At 62.1% G+C, this 17,177-nt stretch carries 12 protein-coding genes and 1 pseudogene; 1 reads left to right on the top strand and 12 read right to left on the bottom strand.

Features of this window, described 5'->3' with window-relative positions; genetic code table 11:
• Nucleotides 1-32: 32 nt before the first annotated feature.
• Nucleotides 33-1,892, bottom strand: coding sequence for a translational GTPase TypA (typA, locus tag AB1451_04545; protein MEW6682181.1), 1,860 nt, complete (start codon nucleotides 1,890-1,892; stop codon nucleotides 33-35).
• A gap of 158 nt (nucleotides 1,893-2,050) precedes the next feature.
• Here typA and AB1451_04540 point away from each other — a divergent pair.
• A pseudogene (locus AB1451_04540) lies at nucleotides 2,051-2,242 on the top strand (alkaline phosphatase PhoX).
• Between the two features lie 177 nt (nucleotides 2,243-2,419).
• Here AB1451_04540 and AB1451_04535 read toward each other — a convergent pair.
• The 11 genes from AB1451_04535 to AB1451_04485 form a co-directional block, all read right to left on the bottom strand.
• Nucleotides 2,420-2,542 (bottom strand): hypothetical protein, encoded by a 123-nt coding sequence (locus AB1451_04535; GenBank protein ID MEW6682180.1) that lies wholly within the window; start codon nucleotides 2,540-2,542, stop codon nucleotides 2,420-2,422.
• Nucleotides 2,543-2,799: 257 nt separating this feature from the next.
• Nucleotides 2,800-5,031 carry an NADP-dependent isocitrate dehydrogenase gene (locus tag AB1451_04530; protein MEW6682179.1) on the bottom strand — a complete coding sequence of 744 codons (2,232 nt, stop codon included), beginning with the start codon at nucleotides 5,029-5,031 and terminating at the stop codon, nucleotides 2,800-2,802.
• A gap of 130 nt (nucleotides 5,032-5,161) precedes the next feature.
• On the bottom strand, nucleotides 5,162-6,088 hold the full coding sequence (locus AB1451_04525) for a hypothetical protein (protein ID MEW6682178.1): 927 nt from the start codon (nucleotides 6,086-6,088) through the stop codon (nucleotides 5,162-5,164).
• Between the two features lie 54 nt (nucleotides 6,089-6,142).
• On the bottom strand, nucleotides 6,143-8,137 hold the full coding sequence (locus AB1451_04520) for a hypothetical protein (protein MEW6682177.1): 1,995 nt from the start codon (nucleotides 8,135-8,137) through the stop codon (nucleotides 6,143-6,145).
• Nucleotides 8,138-8,267: 130 nt separating this feature from the next.
• Nucleotides 8,268-9,776 (bottom strand): hypothetical protein, encoded by a 1,509-nt coding sequence (locus AB1451_04515; protein ID MEW6682176.1) that lies wholly within the window; start codon nucleotides 9,774-9,776, stop codon nucleotides 8,268-8,270.
• A 24-nt stretch (nucleotides 9,777-9,800) separates the two neighbouring features.
• Nucleotides 9,801-10,241 (bottom strand): hypothetical protein, encoded by a 441-nt coding sequence (locus AB1451_04510; protein MEW6682175.1) that lies wholly within the window; start codon nucleotides 10,239-10,241, stop codon nucleotides 9,801-9,803.
• A gap of 18 nt (nucleotides 10,242-10,259) precedes the next feature.
• Complete coding sequence (locus tag AB1451_04505; protein ID MEW6682174.1) at nucleotides 10,260-11,432, bottom strand: hypothetical protein; 1,173 nt, start codon at nucleotides 11,430-11,432, stop codon at nucleotides 10,260-10,262.
• A gap of 114 nt (nucleotides 11,433-11,546) precedes the next feature.
• Nucleotides 11,547-12,335: an SDR family oxidoreductase gene (locus AB1451_04500; GenBank protein MEW6682173.1), complete on the bottom strand. Its 789-nt coding sequence runs from the start codon at nucleotides 12,333-12,335 to the stop codon at nucleotides 11,547-11,549.
• Nucleotides 12,336-12,347: 12 nt separating this feature from the next.
• Complete coding sequence (gene tsaD, locus AB1451_04495) at nucleotides 12,348-13,361, bottom strand: tRNA (adenosine(37)-N6)-threonylcarbamoyltransferase complex transferase subunit TsaD (protein MEW6682172.1); 1,014 nt, start codon at nucleotides 13,359-13,361, stop codon at nucleotides 12,348-12,350.
• 69 nt (nucleotides 13,362-13,430) lie between these two features.
• A complete protein-coding gene (locus AB1451_04490) occupies nucleotides 13,431-15,860 on the bottom strand; it encodes an ATP-dependent Clp protease ATP-binding subunit (GenBank protein ID MEW6682171.1) in 2,430 nt (809 codons plus the stop codon).
• 117 nt (nucleotides 15,861-15,977) lie between these two features.
• On the bottom strand, nucleotides 15,978-17,144 hold the full coding sequence (locus AB1451_04485; GenBank protein MEW6682170.1) for an anhydro-N-acetylmuramic acid kinase: 1,167 nt from the start codon (nucleotides 17,142-17,144) through the stop codon (nucleotides 15,978-15,980).
• Between the last annotated feature and the right edge of the window lie 33 nt (nucleotides 17,145-17,177).

The following is a 17,177-nucleotide window of genomic DNA, read 5'->3' as shown; positions in this document are numbered from 1 at the left end:
TCGGTCTGTGTAACACACCCGGCGCAAAGCGGTCAAGCCGAGGCCGCGTTCCGCCGGCGTTTTCTTTCGTCGCCGCTCAAATACCGTTTCCGGAGCCTTACCGACTCCGGGGTGATTTCCACCAGCTCGTCGTCCTCGATGAACTCGATTGCCTGTTCCAGCGACAGCCGACGCGGCGGGGTCAGCACCAGCGCGTCTTCGGCCGTGGAGGAACGAATGTTGGTGAGGTGCTTCTTCTTGCACGGATTGACGATGAGATCGCCGGGACGCGAGTGCTCGCCGATGACCATGCCCTCATACACCGCTTCGCCCGGACCGATGAAGAGCGCGCCCCGTTCCTGGATGTTGTGCAGCGCGTACGTCACCGACTCCCCGGGCTCGAGCGCCACCAACACGCCGCGATTGCGCGTGGGCACATCGCCCTTGGACGGCCGGTACCCGGCGAACGCATGGTTGATCAGCCCCTCGCCCTTGGTCGAGGTCAAAAACTCGCTGCGGTATCCGAACAAGCCCCGCGCGGGAATGACGAAGGCGAGATGCACCCACCCGTCGCCGCTGTTGACCATGTTCTCCAGCTCCGCGCGCCGGGGGCCCAGGCCTTCCATCACCACGCCCACGAAGGGCTCCGGCACGTCGAGATACAGCGATTCCATGGGCTCGCACAACGCACCGTCGATGGTCTTGAAAATCACCTGCGGCCGCGATACCGCGAACTCGTACCCCTCGCGCCGCATGGTTTCGATCAGGATCGCGAGGTGCAACTCGCCGCGGCCCGACACCAAGAATTCGTCGGTGGTCCCGGTTTCTTCCACGCGCAGCGCCACGTTGGTCCGCAGCTCGCGGAGCAAGCGCTCGCGCAAATGCCGCGAGGTCACGAACTTGCCTTCTTTGCCCGCCAAGGGAGACGTATTGACCATGAACGCCATGGAGATCGTGGGCTCGCCGATGGCGAGCGGCCGCAACGCCTCCGGAGTTTCCGGGGCGGTCAAGGTGTCGCCGATGGTCAGTTCCTCCAGCCCCGCGACCCCCACGATGTCCCCGGCCTTCGCCTCGGCGGCTTCGGAGCGACGCAACCCGTGGAACAGGAAGAGCTTCGTGATTTTCCCCGGCTCGACCCCGCCATCGCCGCGCACCCGCGCCACCGGTGCGTTGACCCGAATGGTGCCGCGCGCAATGCGTCCGAGGCCGATCCGGCCGACGTAGGAATCGTAGTCCAAGGTGGTGATTTGCAACTGCAACGGCGCCGCGTCATCACCCGGCGGCGGAGGAATGCGGTCGATGATGGTCTCGAACAACGGCATCAAATCGCGCCCCGGCTCATGCACATCGCGCGAGGCCACGCCCGTCTTGGCCGACGCGTACACCACCGGGAAATCCAACTGCTCGTCGCTCGCGTTGAGTTCGACGAATAGATCGAACACTTCGTTGACCACCTCCACCGGCCGCGCATCGGTACGATCGATCTTGTTGATCACCACCACCGGCTGCAGCCGCAGTTCCAGCGCCTTCTTGAGCACGAATCGGGTCTGCGGCATGGGCCCATCCACGGCGTCGACCACCAACAGCACGCCGTCCACCATGGTCAACACCCGCTCGACCTCTCCGGAAAAATCCGCGTGCCCCGGCGTATCCACGATGTTGATCAGAATCGACTTGGCCTGGCCCGGCGCCTGGTACCGCACCGCGGTGTTCTTGGCGAGAATGGTGATCCCGCGCTCGCGCTCCAATGCATTGGAGTCCATGACGCGCTCGCCCATGGTCTCGTGCGCCGCGAACGCGCCCCCCTGCTGCAGCATGCGATCCACCAGGGTGGTTTTCCCGTGGTCGACATGAGCAATGATGGCGATGTTGCGAATATCCTCTCGAACCACAGCGACCGGACTGTTTCCCACAATTCCCCCTTTAGATACGACAAAGCCCCAAGACGCAGTCCCGGGGCTTCATGCTGCACCACCCGAACAAGCTTGGTCCAAAGTATCACACCGTTGGGAAGGTGGTCAAGGCGACATCGGGGCTCGGGAGGGAGTTACGTGTGGGCGATCTCCGCCGATTCGGCTACGGCTGGCATCTGTTCGATCGACGCTTCGATCTGTCGGACCCCGACTATGCCAACGAGGAGAACCGGTTCGGGTGGGTGGTGGAGATCGATCCGTTCGACGCAAGCCAAAAGCCGGTCAAGCGCACCGCGCTCGGGCGCTTCAAGCACGAAGGCGCGGCCGTGGCCGAGGGCCAAGGCGGCCGGCTCAGGCCTGGGACGGGCGATTCGCGGGTTCAGAAAGGCCGTGTCCGAAGTCGATCCCCTCGGAGACGGAGAGAAGAAAGCCAAGCCGCTGCCGACTCCAGATTTGAAGGGCTGAGGCGCCGTGGGCGTGGCTTGAGGGAATGGCCATCAGCGGCCGAACGGCGCGATTGCTTCCGACTATTCCCCCTTTCGAAGACCGCCGGACATCCCGTCGGCGACAAAGGTCCAGATCGTGAGCGCCACTGCGACCAGTCCCCCCAGCAGTGCTGCCAAGCCGTACTCGAAGAACCCGGTATCCATGAAGTCACCTCCAGGCTTGAGGCAAGATTTCTTGTTGCCCTCACACCAAAACTACCGGGATCGGATCATGCGGCGATAAACCTCCGGTAAAGATTGCATAAGGTTCTAGATCGGGGACGTTCTTAACTAATTAATTAACCAGGATCTTGGGGGGGCCTGGGAAGCCGGAAACAAAGAGCCTGAGCCCGGATGTCATCCCGGCTCAGGCTCTTATCGAAGGCTATTGGACGTCCGTCGACGTCTTGGGCGCTGCCCCGTTACGCAATCGCGTCCACGATCGCGTTCAGCGTCGGGCTCGGGCGCATGGCTTTGGAAGTCTTCTGCGAATCGGGGTGGTAGTACCCGCCAATGTCCACCGGCTTGCCTTGGGCGCCAAGCAGTTCTGCGTTGATCTTGGCTTCGTTCTCCTGGAGCTGTTTGGCGACTTTGGCGAACGTGGCTTGCAGGTTCTTATCGTCAGTCTGCTCGGCCAGGGCCTGCGCCCAGTACATCGCGAGGTAAAAGTGGCTCCCGCGGTTGTCGATCTCTCCCACTTTGCGCGCCGGCGACTTGTTGCTTTCCAGGAACTTGGCGTTGGCTTTATCGAGCGTGTCCGCCAAGATCTTCGCGGTCGGGTTATTCGACACTTTGCTCAGATGTTCGAGTGACGCGGCCAGCGCCAAAAATTCGCCGAGCGAATCCCACCGCAAGTACCCCTCTTCCTGAAACTGCTGCACGTGTTTGGGCGCTGAACCGCCGGCCCCGGTCTCGAAGAGGCCGCCGCCGTTCAACAGCGGGACGATCGAGAGCATCTTGGCGCTGGTGCCGATCTCCAAGATCGGAAACAGGTCGGTGAGGTAGTCGCGCAGCACGTTCCCAGTCACGGAAATCGTGTCTTTCCCCTCTTTCATCCGCTCCAGCGAGAACCGCGTGGCCTCGGCCGGCGACATGATCTTGATGTCCAGGCCCTTGGTGTCGTGATTCGGCAAATACTTGTTGACCTTCTTGATCAGCTCCGCGTCGTGCGCCCGGTTCTTGTCCAGCCAGAACACGGCGGGCGCGCCCGTGGCCTTGGCGCGATTGACGGCCAGCTTGACCCAATCCTGGATCGGCGCGTCCTTGACCTGGCACATCCGCCAGATGTCCCCTTCTTCGACCTGGTGTTCCAGCAAGGTCTGCCCGGACGCGCTGACCACGCGGATCGTGCCGTTGCCGGGAGATTTGAAGGTCTTGTCGTGCGAGCCGTATTCCTCCGCGGCTTGCGCCATCAGGCCCACGTTGGGCACGCTGCCCATGGTGCGTGGGTCAAACGCTCCGTGCTTTTTGCAAAACTCCACGACTTCCCGATACACACCGGCGTAGCTGCTGTCGGGGATCACCACCTTGGTGTCGTGCAGCTTGCCGTCTGGCCCCCACATTTTCCCCGAGTCGCGAATCACCGGCGGAATAGAGGCATCGATGATGATGTCGCTGGGCACGTGCAAGTTGGTGATGCCCTTGTCCGAGTTGACCATGGCCATGGCGGGCCGCTTCGCATACACGGCTTTGATGTCGGCTTCGATAGCGGCGCGCTCGGCATCCGGCAAGGTCTTGATCTTGGCGTAAAGATCGCCCAGGCCGTTGTCCGGGTCCACGCCCAATTTCTGGAACACGGCCGCGTGTTTGTCGAACACGTCCTTGAAAAACACGGACACCGCGTGCCCGAAGATCTTGGGGTCCGAGACCTTCATCATGGTGGCTTTGAGGTGGATCGAGAACAGCACGCCCTGCTGCTTGGCGTCTTCGATCTGCGCCTCAAGGAACTCGCGCAACGCGCGGCGGCTCATGAACGTGGTGTCGATCACTTCGCCGGCCTGCAACGGCGTCTTGGCCTTGAGCACCGTGACCTTGCCGCTTTGATCCACGAACTCGATGCGCGCGTCCGTGGCCTCGGTGAGGGTGGTCGATTTCTCGTTGGAGCGGAAATCGCCCTTGGTCATATGCGTCACGTGGGTCTTGGAGTCCGGGGTCCACGGCCCCATCTTGTGCGGGTGCTTCCTGGCGTATTGCTTGACCGAGAGCGGAGCCCGGCGGTCCGAGTTCCCTTCCCGCAACACCGGGTTGACCGCGCTGCCCTTGATCTTGTCGTAGCGCGCCTTGATGTCTTTCTCTTTGTCGTTCTTGGGATCTTCAGGATACTCCGGCAACTTGTAGCCCTGCGCCTGCAATTCCTTGATCGCCGCCTTCATCTGCGGGATCGACGCGCTGATGTTGGGCAGCTTGATGATATTGGCCTCGGGCGTCTGGGCCAGCTTGCCCAGCTCGGCCAGATCATCCGACTGCTTCTGGCTGTCGGTCAGATACTCGGGGAAACTCGCGATGATTCTGCCCGCCAGCGAGATGTCGCGTTTTTCAACCGCCACGCCCGCGGCCTTGGTAAACGCGTTGACGATCGGCAGAAACGAATACGTCGCCAGCATTGGTGCTTCGTCGGTATGTGTGTAGAGGATTTTTGCGGTTTTAGCGGCCATAGTCAGTCCTCACGCGACATTGTGGGGCTCCGGAACAGGAAAGTAGAGCCCGCTTTCTAATGTATTGCCCGTATCCCTGTCAATGACCCGGGAGACCTATGGCCGAACGGCCTAGTCCGCTAGGCGTCGCTCAATTCCAGGTCCGAGGCTCGTATCCGGTAGCCCAGTATAGGAACAGGATGACCTTCCAGGCGTCGTGCGGACTCAGCACTTCTCGATAAGCGGGCATAGTCTGCGCCCACGGAAAAGTCTCGATGGGCATTCCAATCCCACCAGCGTAGATTTGCCAAAATAGGTAGGATTCCTGGCGCTGGGCAATTAACCCGGAATCGGAAAAGTTACCCGGTAAGGGCATCATCGTGTTGCTGAAAATCCCCCGACCATCCAGGGCGGCTCCGCGGCAATAGTGGCACTCTTGAAAATAGAGCACCCCTCCCTCACGGACGTAGCGCAGGTACGGGATTGCGTTCGAATTCCAAGGGTCCGCATCGCTGCGCTGACTCTGCACCGTATCGGAATACCTGCCAAGTTCATCGACACGGAAGGGGTTTCGTTCCTCACTCAGCGTAAACCACGCATCGTCCACGAGAATGCTGTTCGGCGGGGCGCCGCCCCAGGTGCGCAGCTCGACCGGCTCCGGAAACTTCGGCGTCAGTGAATCATGGAGATTCATCGCGACCAGAACCGGCGCCGATGTGAACAGGAGCGCTCGGGCTACCCTCCACCCTGGCGTTCGCCCGCCCAACAGCGACAGCACCGTGTGTTTGCACTCGTTCCACGAGTCGTCGGTCGCCGACACCCACAGAAACGTCGCCGCGGCGATGACGCCCATGTACTGGTAAAACATGTGCGACGGCAGCGGCGGGACGACCACGAACTTGAAGATTGCGTAGCCGGTGAACCAGACTAGAAGCGCCTGCCAAAAGGCCGTGATGTGCATATTGAAACGTCGGAGAATCGGCTTCGCGGCAACGAATACCAAGAACGCGAACAACAGTACAAGGAGGAATTGAACCGGGATGAATCCCCGAATCCAGAATGATTCCCAGATCGGCATTGGGTGTTCCTCGGACCAACGAGGTTGGAACGCTCGGGTCACTGGAGCGCGCCCTTAGCGCTTCACAGCGACCAGCCCCTTGTTCGCGGACACAAGCTCTTCAGAACCAACTGCTGAAGGACCTTCTCCCGCCCTACTCAGCCACACGAGGAAGAAGAGAATCGACCAGAAGAGCAATGCGTTGAAGGCGATCACATTTCCCATCAAGCCAATCGTGTGGGTAAAGGCCCACGGCGAGTTGTCACGAACGATCTCCATCGCATGCCAGAACAGCCGCACGGTAGATCGCTGATAGCCCCCGATTGCCACGAGCCAGGTGACCACCGCAGCTGTCGCGAGCACCGCGAGATAGCCCTTCCATGACAGTGGTCCCCAGGCCGCCCGCTGGCTCAGCGGTTTGGCGTGATAAACCCGTGCATGCGTTAAGAGCGCGCCCGCGATCACGACGTGGAGCGTTGTTAGCACCATCGGAACCGACAGCCCGACCCGCACGTTCGCCGGGATGAAATACCCGATGATTCCAAGCCAGATAATGTTCGCACTACCGACCACGAAGAGGCCGATCAGCGCCGCGTCGATCGCCGATCGGCCAGGATTCAGCTCGTACCGACTCCGCCGCAGGATCAGCACGGACCACATCGAGGCAACGATCATGATGTTCACGGCCGGCTGCTTGGACGACTCGACGCCGTAGTTCCCGATGATGGGATGCTGCTGACCTCCTATGGCTTTCAGTTCGGCCGCCCTCATGACCAACGTATGGGGGGTCATGTAGACAATGAAGGCAATTGTAAGAATTACGAAAATCCACTTCGCATGGGGTCGGTACCGTGCCCCTCCCGGGGTGGACTCAATTGTCCGCCAAAGAAAGTAATTGACGACAAGAAACAGAATGCCCACAAGGAGGACTCGGACAATGCTGATCCAGGCCAATAGGCCGCCGAGCAGAGTGATGCCCATCTGCTGCCGGTACGCATAGATTTCGCGCAGCAGCCAATAGCCGCCGAATGGCACCGTCACCAGGACGAAGAACAGGGCCAGGACTGCTGATTGGCACATCCCGTTATACAGAGTCCTTTGATCCTCGGTCTCGGCCTTGAGCGTGCGATAACCCGCATAAGCCGCGATGACGGCTGCGCCGAAGATGAGATGGCTCGCAAACCGGTGCACATTGAAGGGGTTCCACAACGCGTGATGCAACAGGTTGATGTAGCTCCCCAAGAATTGGCCGCGTTCATCAACCCCGGCCGGCGACATCATAAAGGTCCCCCAGGAGCTGCCGATCATCATGATCACGTTCCCTACCACATTGACGACCACGCCAAGAGTCGCGTGGATCCACTTGGAGAAGCCTGCCGCCATTCGCCGCCACATGTAGTAGTAGAGATAGATCGCCACGCTGAAGGCGATGAACAGGAGCCCATAGAGCCAGACAAATGGCCGGAACACCCCGATCAGATACTTGGCGAGGTCCGGGTACAAGGACACGAACGCCAACAGCAACACCGCGCCAGAGATCGCGACCCCGGATACCGCTAACACAACGAGGCCCAGCACGTCCTGGGCCGCCCTGTCGTAGCGTTGAGCCGCATCCGGCTTTCGCGCCAGCAACCCCCGCAACTCCAGGCCCATGATCCAGAACAAGGCCCCCAGCACGAATGCCCCGAAATAGAGATGCTGTTGGCCGAGAACCCACATCACAACCCGACTCTCGCCAAGTGGCCATGGGAGAGGGATTTGAGGATAGTCGCGATCAGTCAGGCGGGGGGCTGGTGGACCCGAGATCGGACCCTCGATTTTGAAATAGACATCCGTTCCTGCCTGACCGCTGCTGGAGCCTGGAGGGTACCCATAATCAGACGGAGGTGGTAACGCCGCCAACATGAAGAGCACTAAGCCGGCAACGACGAGACCGGAAGCGATGTACAGGTATTTTCGCCTGCGCGCGCGAGGGCCCCACGCGGCGATGACGAGCAGGACAACAGCCGACACCAGCAGCAGGACTTCATCTGCCAGCAGAAGGACCAGCGGCGCATCCCGTGGTGTCATGGGACACCTCCAAGGAAAGCGGTCAGCACGACGCGTTCAACCAAACACTTCGGCGTTGAGCGATGCCCGACTGGGCACCGCTAACCACCAGCGAATCTCCAATTTCTCCGAGCGGCGGCTCACCACGCCGTCAAGTGACCGCTGAAGACGGTGTGTCGGTCGCACTCGATCTCTGCCGGTATCGGACATTGCGGTTCTGCGCGGCGCTTGGCTCCCACTGTTTCAGCCAGATGATGACGATCAGAATGCCCCAGAAGAGCAATGCGTTGAAGGTGATCACATTCCCCATGACTCCTATCGTGTGGGTAAAGGCCCACGGCGAGGCATCACGAAATATCTCCATCGCGTGCCAGAATAGACGCACCGACGATCGTAGGTACCCCCCGAGGCCCATGAGCCAGGTGATCGCCGCAGCCATCGTGAGCACCGCGAGATAGCCCTTCCACGTCAGGGGTCCCGATGCTCTGGGGCCCAGCGCTTTGGCCCCATAAACCCTCGCGAACGTTAAGAGCGATCCCACGACGATGAGGTGAAGGGTCGTCATGAATATGGGAACCGACTGCCCGACCCGGACGTTTGCGGGAATGAAGTACCCGATGATTGACAGCCAGATGATATTGGCCGCACCGGCCACGAACAGAGCAATCAGAATCACGTCCAGCGAGGATCGGCCAGGCTTTAGCTCGTACCGACTTCGCCACCACATCAGCAACGACCATATCGTGACCGCCATCATGACATTCACGGCAGCCTGCTTGGATGCCTCGGTGCCATAGTTTCCGACCACCGGATGCTGCTGGCCTCCGATCGCAACGAGCTCGGCGGCCCGCATCACCAGCGTATGTGGGCTGATATAGACCATGGCACATAGCGCGAGGATCAAGAAGATCCATTTCGCATGGGGCTGGTACGAGACGCCGCCAGGGGAAGACCCGATTCTCCGCCAGAGATAGTAATTGATGGCCAGGAACAATATGGCCATCAGCAGGACCAGAATCACGATGAGCCAAGCCAATAGCCCGCCGGTCAACGTAATCCACATTTGCTGTCTGTACAAATAGATTTCTCGCAGCAACCAGTAGCCGCCAAAAGGAACCGTAAACAGGACAAGGAGCAGAGCGAGAAACGCCGTCTGACTCATCCAGTTATAGAAGTCCCCCTGATCAGCGCTCTTGGCCTTCAACGCACGATAACCCGCATAGGCCGCGATAACAATGGCGCCAAAGATGAGGTGACTCGCAAATCGGTGCACATTCAATGGATTCCACAGCGCATTGTGCAAGACACCTGCATAATTCCCCAAAGACCGGCCGTGCGTATCCACGCCGGCTGGCGACATCATAAAGGTCCCCCAGGAGTTGCCGATCATCATGATCGCGTTGCCCATTACGTTAACGACAACGCCCAACGTCGCGTGGATCCATTTCGCGGATCCTGCTGCCATCCGCTGCCACAAGTAGTAGTAGAGATAGATCGCCAGGCTGAACGCGATGAACAACAGCCCATAGATCCAGACAAACGGCCGGAACACCCCGATCAGATATTTCGCGAAGTCCGGGTACAAGGACACGAACGCCAACAACAAGACCGCCCCCGAGATCGCGGCCCCGGAAACCGCCAGGACCACGAGGCCCAACACATCTTGGGCCGCACCGTCGTATCGTTAAGCCGCATCCGCCTTCCGTGCGAGCACGCCACGCAATTCCAGGCCCATGATCCAGAACAAAGCCCCCAGCACGAACGCCCCGAAATACAGATGCTGTTGGCCGAGCACCCACATCACGATCCGACTCTCGCTAAGGGGCCACGGCAGAGGGATTTGAGGATAGTCGCGAGCGGTCAGATGTGGGGCTGGGAAACCCGAGATCGGCCCCTCAATCTTGAAGTAGACATCCTTCCCTGTGGCGGATATTGGATCGGGCTGCTGTTCGCGCATCGATGTCTGATCTGTGGCACCCGCAGGAGGCGCATCAACGGCCCAAAAAGCCGGCAACACGAGGAGCACCATGCCGACAAGAATGAGGCCGGAAACAATGTAGTAGCGGTACCAGGCAACAGCTGCCATCACCAGCGAGATGACCGGAGGCACGTTTCTCAGCGGCATCGTACCCTCCCCAGGGGCTCAGCCCTTCCTCCCCTCATGATCAACCACGATGCCGTCTCTCGCCGCCGCTCCCTCGTCGATGGACAGCAGAAAATCAGCCAATTTGTCGGCGGCCTCGAAGGTCAGCTTGCCCGAATAACCCGGCATGATCGACATGTCGGCATTCTTCATGTCGACGAACGCCGAGGGGATATACGCGCTGGGATGCATGATCGACTCAATAATGTATTCCTTGGGCGTCGTCGCATGCGCCTTGCCCGTCTTTACACTCGTCTGGTACTCCGCAGACGCGATGCGTGCGGGGGCCGTGGTCTTGGCAATCAACACCGGCCCGGAAGAGCCATTCCGATAGGCAGTCGTGGGAATGGTATGACAGTCTCCGCAGCCCAGATTGGCGATTATGCGCTCTGGAGTGTCCGTTCCAGTCACGACGACAGGACTCGGAGGTGCCCCGAGGGAGGCTGTCGAGCCATCCGCCGCGCGCCACCCAGGCGGGAGAAAGCGCTGGTGATCCGCTCGAATCTGCGCGGGAGACGGTGGAACCTCCCCGTCGTGGACATATAGAAACGTGTGGACCGCGATCATCTCGTCGACGTTCAGGCCGATCGGCGGCACGTGATCCATTGCCATTGGGCTCTCGCGGTCGTTCGAGCCTTTGACGCCGTACCCTTCCGCGACATAACAGTTCGTACAGATATGGGACTCGGCGATGTATTCATCCGCCGTGCGCGCCCGACCGCTCCCCTTGAACGACTCGGTCTGGACCGTATCTGGGTTCAGATACCGAGACTCTTTGATCCGCTCCGCCGCGCGTCTGGTGATACCCGCTAAGTTTGGCGCCCGTTGCGGGACATCCTCCGGCCGAAACGCGTGACACAAGGGACACTGCCCTTTGCCCTGGCCGCGGAGCGTGCCTACTTCTCCGAAAATGATGAGCTCCCCGAAATAGGCCAGTTCCTCCGTCGTGTAGGCTTCGGCCGGCTTCTGGCCGAGGCGCGGGAATCCTGACGCAGGGACTTCGCCGCGGACTTGCAGAGGGGGCCAGTTCGAAAAGAACGCCAAGACGGCGGTCAAGAACACCACCGTCCCGGCACTCGAAAAGATCAGACGTGCGCGCGCAGCATACGTGGCGAGAACGAACAGGGCGACAGACAACAGCAGAAGGGCCAGCGACACATCTCGTGGTGCCACAGGACACCTCCGAGGGAAGGGGTGCGCAAAGCTAGTCTATACCAAACGTTCTGCGGCATTCAACCGCTGTGCCGCCACGACCTCCAGAGCAGTTTGTGAATCGTGTCGCTCTACCTAACGATTCGTGGGCGGTTGTTTTTTCAGGAGTTCCGCGCGGTAACGCATCGCCCAGGCGGCCACGACCTCGTACAGCGGCCGCGGCAGCAGGTGGGCGATGGCGACGAGGCCAGCCATGGGCGCGGGAAATGTCAGCACGGCTTGCTTTCGTTGAATGCCACGTTCGATCCGCGCCGCGGCGTCCTCCGCGGTCAGGAGCCAGGGCATGCGAAAGCGGTTGGAGGCGGTCATCGGGGTGGCGACAAACCCGGGACACACGGTCATGACGTGCACGCAGCCGCGTAGCCGCACGCGAAGGCTTTCCATCCAGGTGTTGACCGCGGCCTTGGAAGCTGAATACGCGCCGGCGTTGGGGAGACCGCGAAATCCCGCCACGCTGGAAATCGCCACTAGGGAGCCGGATCCCGCTTGGTCCATGCCGGCGATAAATGGTGTGAACGTGTAGATGACGCCCAGCAGATTCGTCTCGATGATTTCGCGGGAAAGGTCGGCTCCGCTGCGTGCTTCGTTGTCGCGGCGGCTGACTCCGGCGTTCGCGATCACCACGTCCACCGAGCCCGCAGCCCGGAGGAACGTCCGGGCCGCGGCGTCAACCGCTGCCGCGTCCCGGACATCAGCGGGAAAGACCGAGACCGTAGCGCCGCGCGCCCGGCACTGTTCCGCGACCCGGTCGAGCTCGGCCTTTCGCCGGGCCACCAAACCCAAGGTGCGGTCCGGGGCCGCGAAACGCACTGCGAGCGCCTCGCCGATGCCCGAGGACGCTCCGGTGATAAAGATCGACTTCATGGTGAGTGGTTACTACAACGCCAGGGATGGGTCGGCGTTGAGGTCCCAGCCGGAGGGCTGATCGAAGGGCGCCCGTTGGAGCGCGGCCAGCGCGATCATGGCGGCGTTGTCCGTGCAATGGCGCGGCTCGGCCATGGCCAGGGCAAACCCCTCGGCCGCGGCCCGCTCGCTCATCACGGTCCGCAGCCGCGAGTTGGCGGCCACGCCGCCCCCCACGATGATCCCCGGCACGCGGTAGGTTGTGGCTGCGGCGAGCGTCTTTTCCACCAGCACGTCGACCACGGCTTCCTGGAGGCCGGCCGCAAGGTCCGGGTAGGCCGCATCCCCGGGTCCGGCGCGCCGCACCGCCTGCACGAACGCGGTCTTGAGCCCGCTGAAGCTCACGTCGAAAGCCTGCTCCCCTCGCGGCGTCGTACGTCCGGTCAACGGACGCGGAAACCGGAACCGGGCGGGATCGCCGGTTCGTGCAAGACGGTCGATGGCGGGGCCGCCGGGAAACCCCAGGCCGAGGCACGACGCGCCTTTGTCGAACGCCTCGCCGGCCGCATCGTCGATGGTGCGACCCACCAGCCGGTATTTCCCGAAGGATTCGACGTAGTAGAGGTGCGTGTGGCCGCCCGACACGATCAGGGCGATCGCGGGGTACTGGATCGGTTGGCCCGACAACAACGGCGCCACGATATGCCCTTCCAGATGGTTGACGCCCACCAGCGGAAGGCCCGCCCCGTAGGCAAACCCCTTGGCGAAACACACGCCGACTAGCAACGCGCCCACCAGGCCCGGGCCTTGCGTGACCGCGACCGCGTCCACATCGCTTCCCGACACCCCGGCCTTGTCGAGCGTCCGCGCCACGAGCTCGTCGATCACCTCGACGTGCGCGCGGCAGGCCAGCTCCGGCACCACCCCGCCGAACGGGCCGTGGATGCCGGTCTGGCTCGCCAGTTCCTCGGACACGATGATGGCCCCGTCTCGAACCAGCGCCGCCGCGGTTTCGTCGCACGACGTTTCAATTCCAAGAATCAGCATCGCCCCAAAAATGCGGAGGGGCGGGTCAACCCCGCCCCTCCGTCGTCACCATCGAGCCACCGCGCGTCGTCAGACGCCGGCCATGGCCTCTTCTTCGGTAAACGTCGGCGCGTTGTCGCGGAGCACGACTTTGATCCTCTTCTGTTCCTTGAACCGGCCGCGCAACAACTCCTCCGACAACGGATCTTCGATGTGCCGCTGGACGCAGCGACGCATCGGCCTCGCGCCGTAGAGCGGCTGGTACCCCTCTTCGATGAGCCACTTCTTGACGTCCTCGTCGAGTTCGATTTGGATACCCTTTTCCGTCAACCGGTGGTTGACCTCGTCGGTCAAGATATCCACGATCTTCACGAGGTGTTCCTTGGACAGCGGGTGGAACACCACGATCTCATCGATGCGATTCAGGAACTCGGGGTTGAAGGTCTTCTTCAACTCGGTCATCACGTCGTCTTTCATACGGACGACCTCGCCCTGCTCGCTGGCCTTCCGGAACCCCAGCGACGCGCCCTTGTCGATCATCCGCGCGCCCACGTTGGAGGTCATGATGATCACCGTGTTCTTGAAGTCCACCTTCCGCCCCAGGCTGTCGGTCAGCGCGCCGTCGTCCAAAACCTGGAGCAACATGTTGAAGATCTCGGGGTGCGCCTTTTCGATTTCATCGAACAGCACCACCGAATACGGCCGCCGCCGGACCTTCTCGGTCAACTGGCCGCCCTCTTCGTACCCCACGTATCCCGGAGGGGCGCCGACCAAGCGCGAGCTCGCAAAGCGCTCCATGTACTCGGACATGTCGATCCGGATCAACGCGTCCGGGTCGTCGAAGAGAAACTCGGCCAGCGTGCGAGCCAACTCGGTCTTCCCCACCCCGGTCGGCCCCAGGAAGACGAACGACCCGATGGGGCGACGCTCGCCTTTGAGTCCCGCGCGGGCGCGGCGGATGGCCTTGGACACGGCGGTGATCGCCTCTTCCTGCCCGACCACGCGTTTGTGCAGCGCCTCTTCCATCTGGAGCAGTTTCTTGGACTCCTCTTCTTCCAGCTTGTACAGCGGAATGCCGGTCATCTTGGCCACTACGAACGCCACTTCCTCCTTCGTGATGTTGGTCCGCTGTTTCTCCTGGGTTCGCTTCCACTCGCGTTTGGAGTCTTCCAGCATCTTCTTGAGGCGCTCTTCCTCCTCGCGAAGCTTGACCGCTTCCTCGAAGTTCTGCGCTTTGATCGCGACGTCCTTTTCCTTCGCGACCCGCTTGTACTCCTGCTCCAACCCCCGCAACTCGGTGGGCAACGCGTAGTTGAGCAGCTTGGCCCGCGAACCCGCTTCGTCGATCACGTCGATCGCCTTGTCCGGCAAGAACCGGTCGGTGATGTAGCGGTCGGACAGGCGTACCGCCTCCACCACCGCGTCTTCGGTGATGGTGATGCCGTGGTGATCCTCGTACCGGTCCTTCAAGCCGCGGATGATCTTGATGGTCTCATCGATGCTCGGCGGGTGCACGTGGATCGGCTGGAACCGTCGCTTCAGGGCCGCGTCGCGCTCGATGTGCTTACGGTACTCGTCCAGCGTGGTGGCGCCGATGCACTGGATCTCGCCGCGCGCCAACGCGGGTTTGAGCATGTTGGAGGCGTCGATCGAGCCCTCGGCCGCGCCGGCGCCCACCAGCGTGTGCAACTCGTCGATAAAGATGATGACGTTGCCCGCGCTCACGATCTCCTTCATGACCACCTTGAGTCGCTCTTCGAACTGCCCGCGATACTTGGTGCCCGCCACCAGCGATCCGAGGTCCAAGGCGATCACCCGCCGGTTGAGCAGGTTGTCCGGGACCTCCGACGCCACGATCCGCTGCGCGAGGCCTTCCACGATCGCGGTCTTGCCCACGCCGGACTCGCCGATCAGGACCGGGTTGTTCTTGGTCCGACGGCAGAGAATCTGCAGCACGCGTTCGATCTCGTCGGTGCGGCCGATGACGGGGTCCAGCGAGCCTTCGGTGGCGAGCTGGGTCAGGTCGCGACCGAACTCGTCGAGCGCGGGCGTGTTGCTCTTCTTGTCCTTCTCGCGCGGGACGTTTTTCTTGAGCAGATTGATGGTGAGCTGGCGGGCCGTGAGCAGGTTCGCCCCCAGGCTGCGGAGGATCTTCCCGCCCATGCCCTCCTCCTCGCGCAACAGGCCGAGCAGGAGGTGTTCGCTCCCGATATAGTTGTGTCCGAGGAGTTTGGCCTCCTCGATGGAAAACTCGATGACTTTCTTCACGCGGGGCGTGAACGGAATCTCGCCGAACGTCATGGTGCTGCCGCCGCTCGGCAGGTTGCGCTCGATCTCCAAGCGGACCTGCTCCGGAGACAGCCCCATCTTCTTGATCACCGCCAGCGCAACGCCATCACCTTCACGGAGGATCGCCAGGACCAGGTGCTCCGTCCCCAGGTAGTCGTTCTGGTGGCGTTCGGCCTCTTCCCTCGCGAGGATGATGATTTTTCTGCCTCGATCGGTGAAACGTTCGAACATTCGGGCCTCCTGCGGATGGAACCGGCCGTGAAAACCTGGCCGGAGGGTTCGACCCCATTCTAACGACGGGGCAACCCTATGTCAAGAGAGGCGCGGGTTTCCGGGCATCGGAACATCCTAACCCGGAATAAGTTTTCCCATCACCACGGCCCGTTTCGCGCCGGTCGCGGAGGGGACGTTGTTGGGTTCACCGCGCGCCGCGAGGTAGGCCAACAACGCGAACGCCATGGCCTCGATGGCTTTGGGGGCGACGCCGTGGGCGGCCATGGTTCCCACCGACGCCGGGTGAAAGGCCCGTCGCAGTTCGGCCAACAGCGTCGCGTTGTACGCGCCGCCGCCCCCCACGATCACGTCGTGCACGAGTCCCGAGGGCCGCAGAAACCGCTCGTACGCCTGGGCGATCGAACGGGCCGTGAACGCGGTGACCGTGGCCAGGACGTCGCGGGGCTTGATCTGCGCGCGGGCCGCGTCGCGGACGATCCGTTCGATCAGATCCGCGCCGAACGTCTCGCGCCCGGTGGTTTTCGGCGGGCGACGGCGCAGGAACGGGTGCCGCAGCAAGGTCCGGAGCAGATCGTCCGCGACGGTTCCGCCGCCGGCGGCGCGACCGGACCGATCCATGACCTCGCGGCCCCGCGTGAACCGTTCCATGAGACCGTCGATGAGCATGTTGCCCGGACCCGTGTCGAACGCCTGGATCCGGCCGGCACCGGCCCCGCGCGGGCCAGCGGGCAGCCACGTGACGTTCGTGATCCCGCCGAGGTTGACCACCAGCCGGTTACGGCGGGCATGCGCGAAGCAATGATGATGGATCAACGGCGTGACCGGCGCGCCCTGCCCGCCTGCCGCGATGTCGCGCGGTCGAAAGTCGCCGATGGTCGTGACGCCGGTCCGCTCCGCGATGACCGCGGGTTCCCCGATTTGGAGCGTGGAGGCGACCCGGAACCGGCCTTCGCGAACCGGAACCGGTTGGTGCGCGACAGTTTGGCCGTGCGAGCCGATCAGCGCCACGCGGCCAAGCGGCACCCTCGCGGCCTCGGCAATCCGGCGGGCCGCGTCCGCGAACAGCTCGCCGAGATACGCGTTGAGCCGGCAGATCTCTTCGATCGGGCGACCGGACGGCGACTGGAGTGCCAGCACGCGCTCACGAACGCCGCGCGGGTACGGAACGGTGCGATAGGCCACCAGTTTGATGCGGACGCGGGAACCGGTCCCGGTGATGTCGGTGAGGGCCGCATCGATGCCATCGACGGAGGTGCCCGACGATAACCCAATGACGAGCACGAACTACGAGGCTGTCCGGGAATGGTCATCTGC

The sequence above is a fragment of the Nitrospirota bacterium genome, from assembly GCA_040757335.1.
Lineage (GTDB): Bacteria > Nitrospirota > Nitrospiria > 2-01-FULL-66-17 > 2-01-FULL-66-17 > JBFLXB01.
The sequence above is the reverse complement of the archived record's forward strand: the minus strand, read 5'-3'. Positions and strand labels throughout refer to the sequence as shown.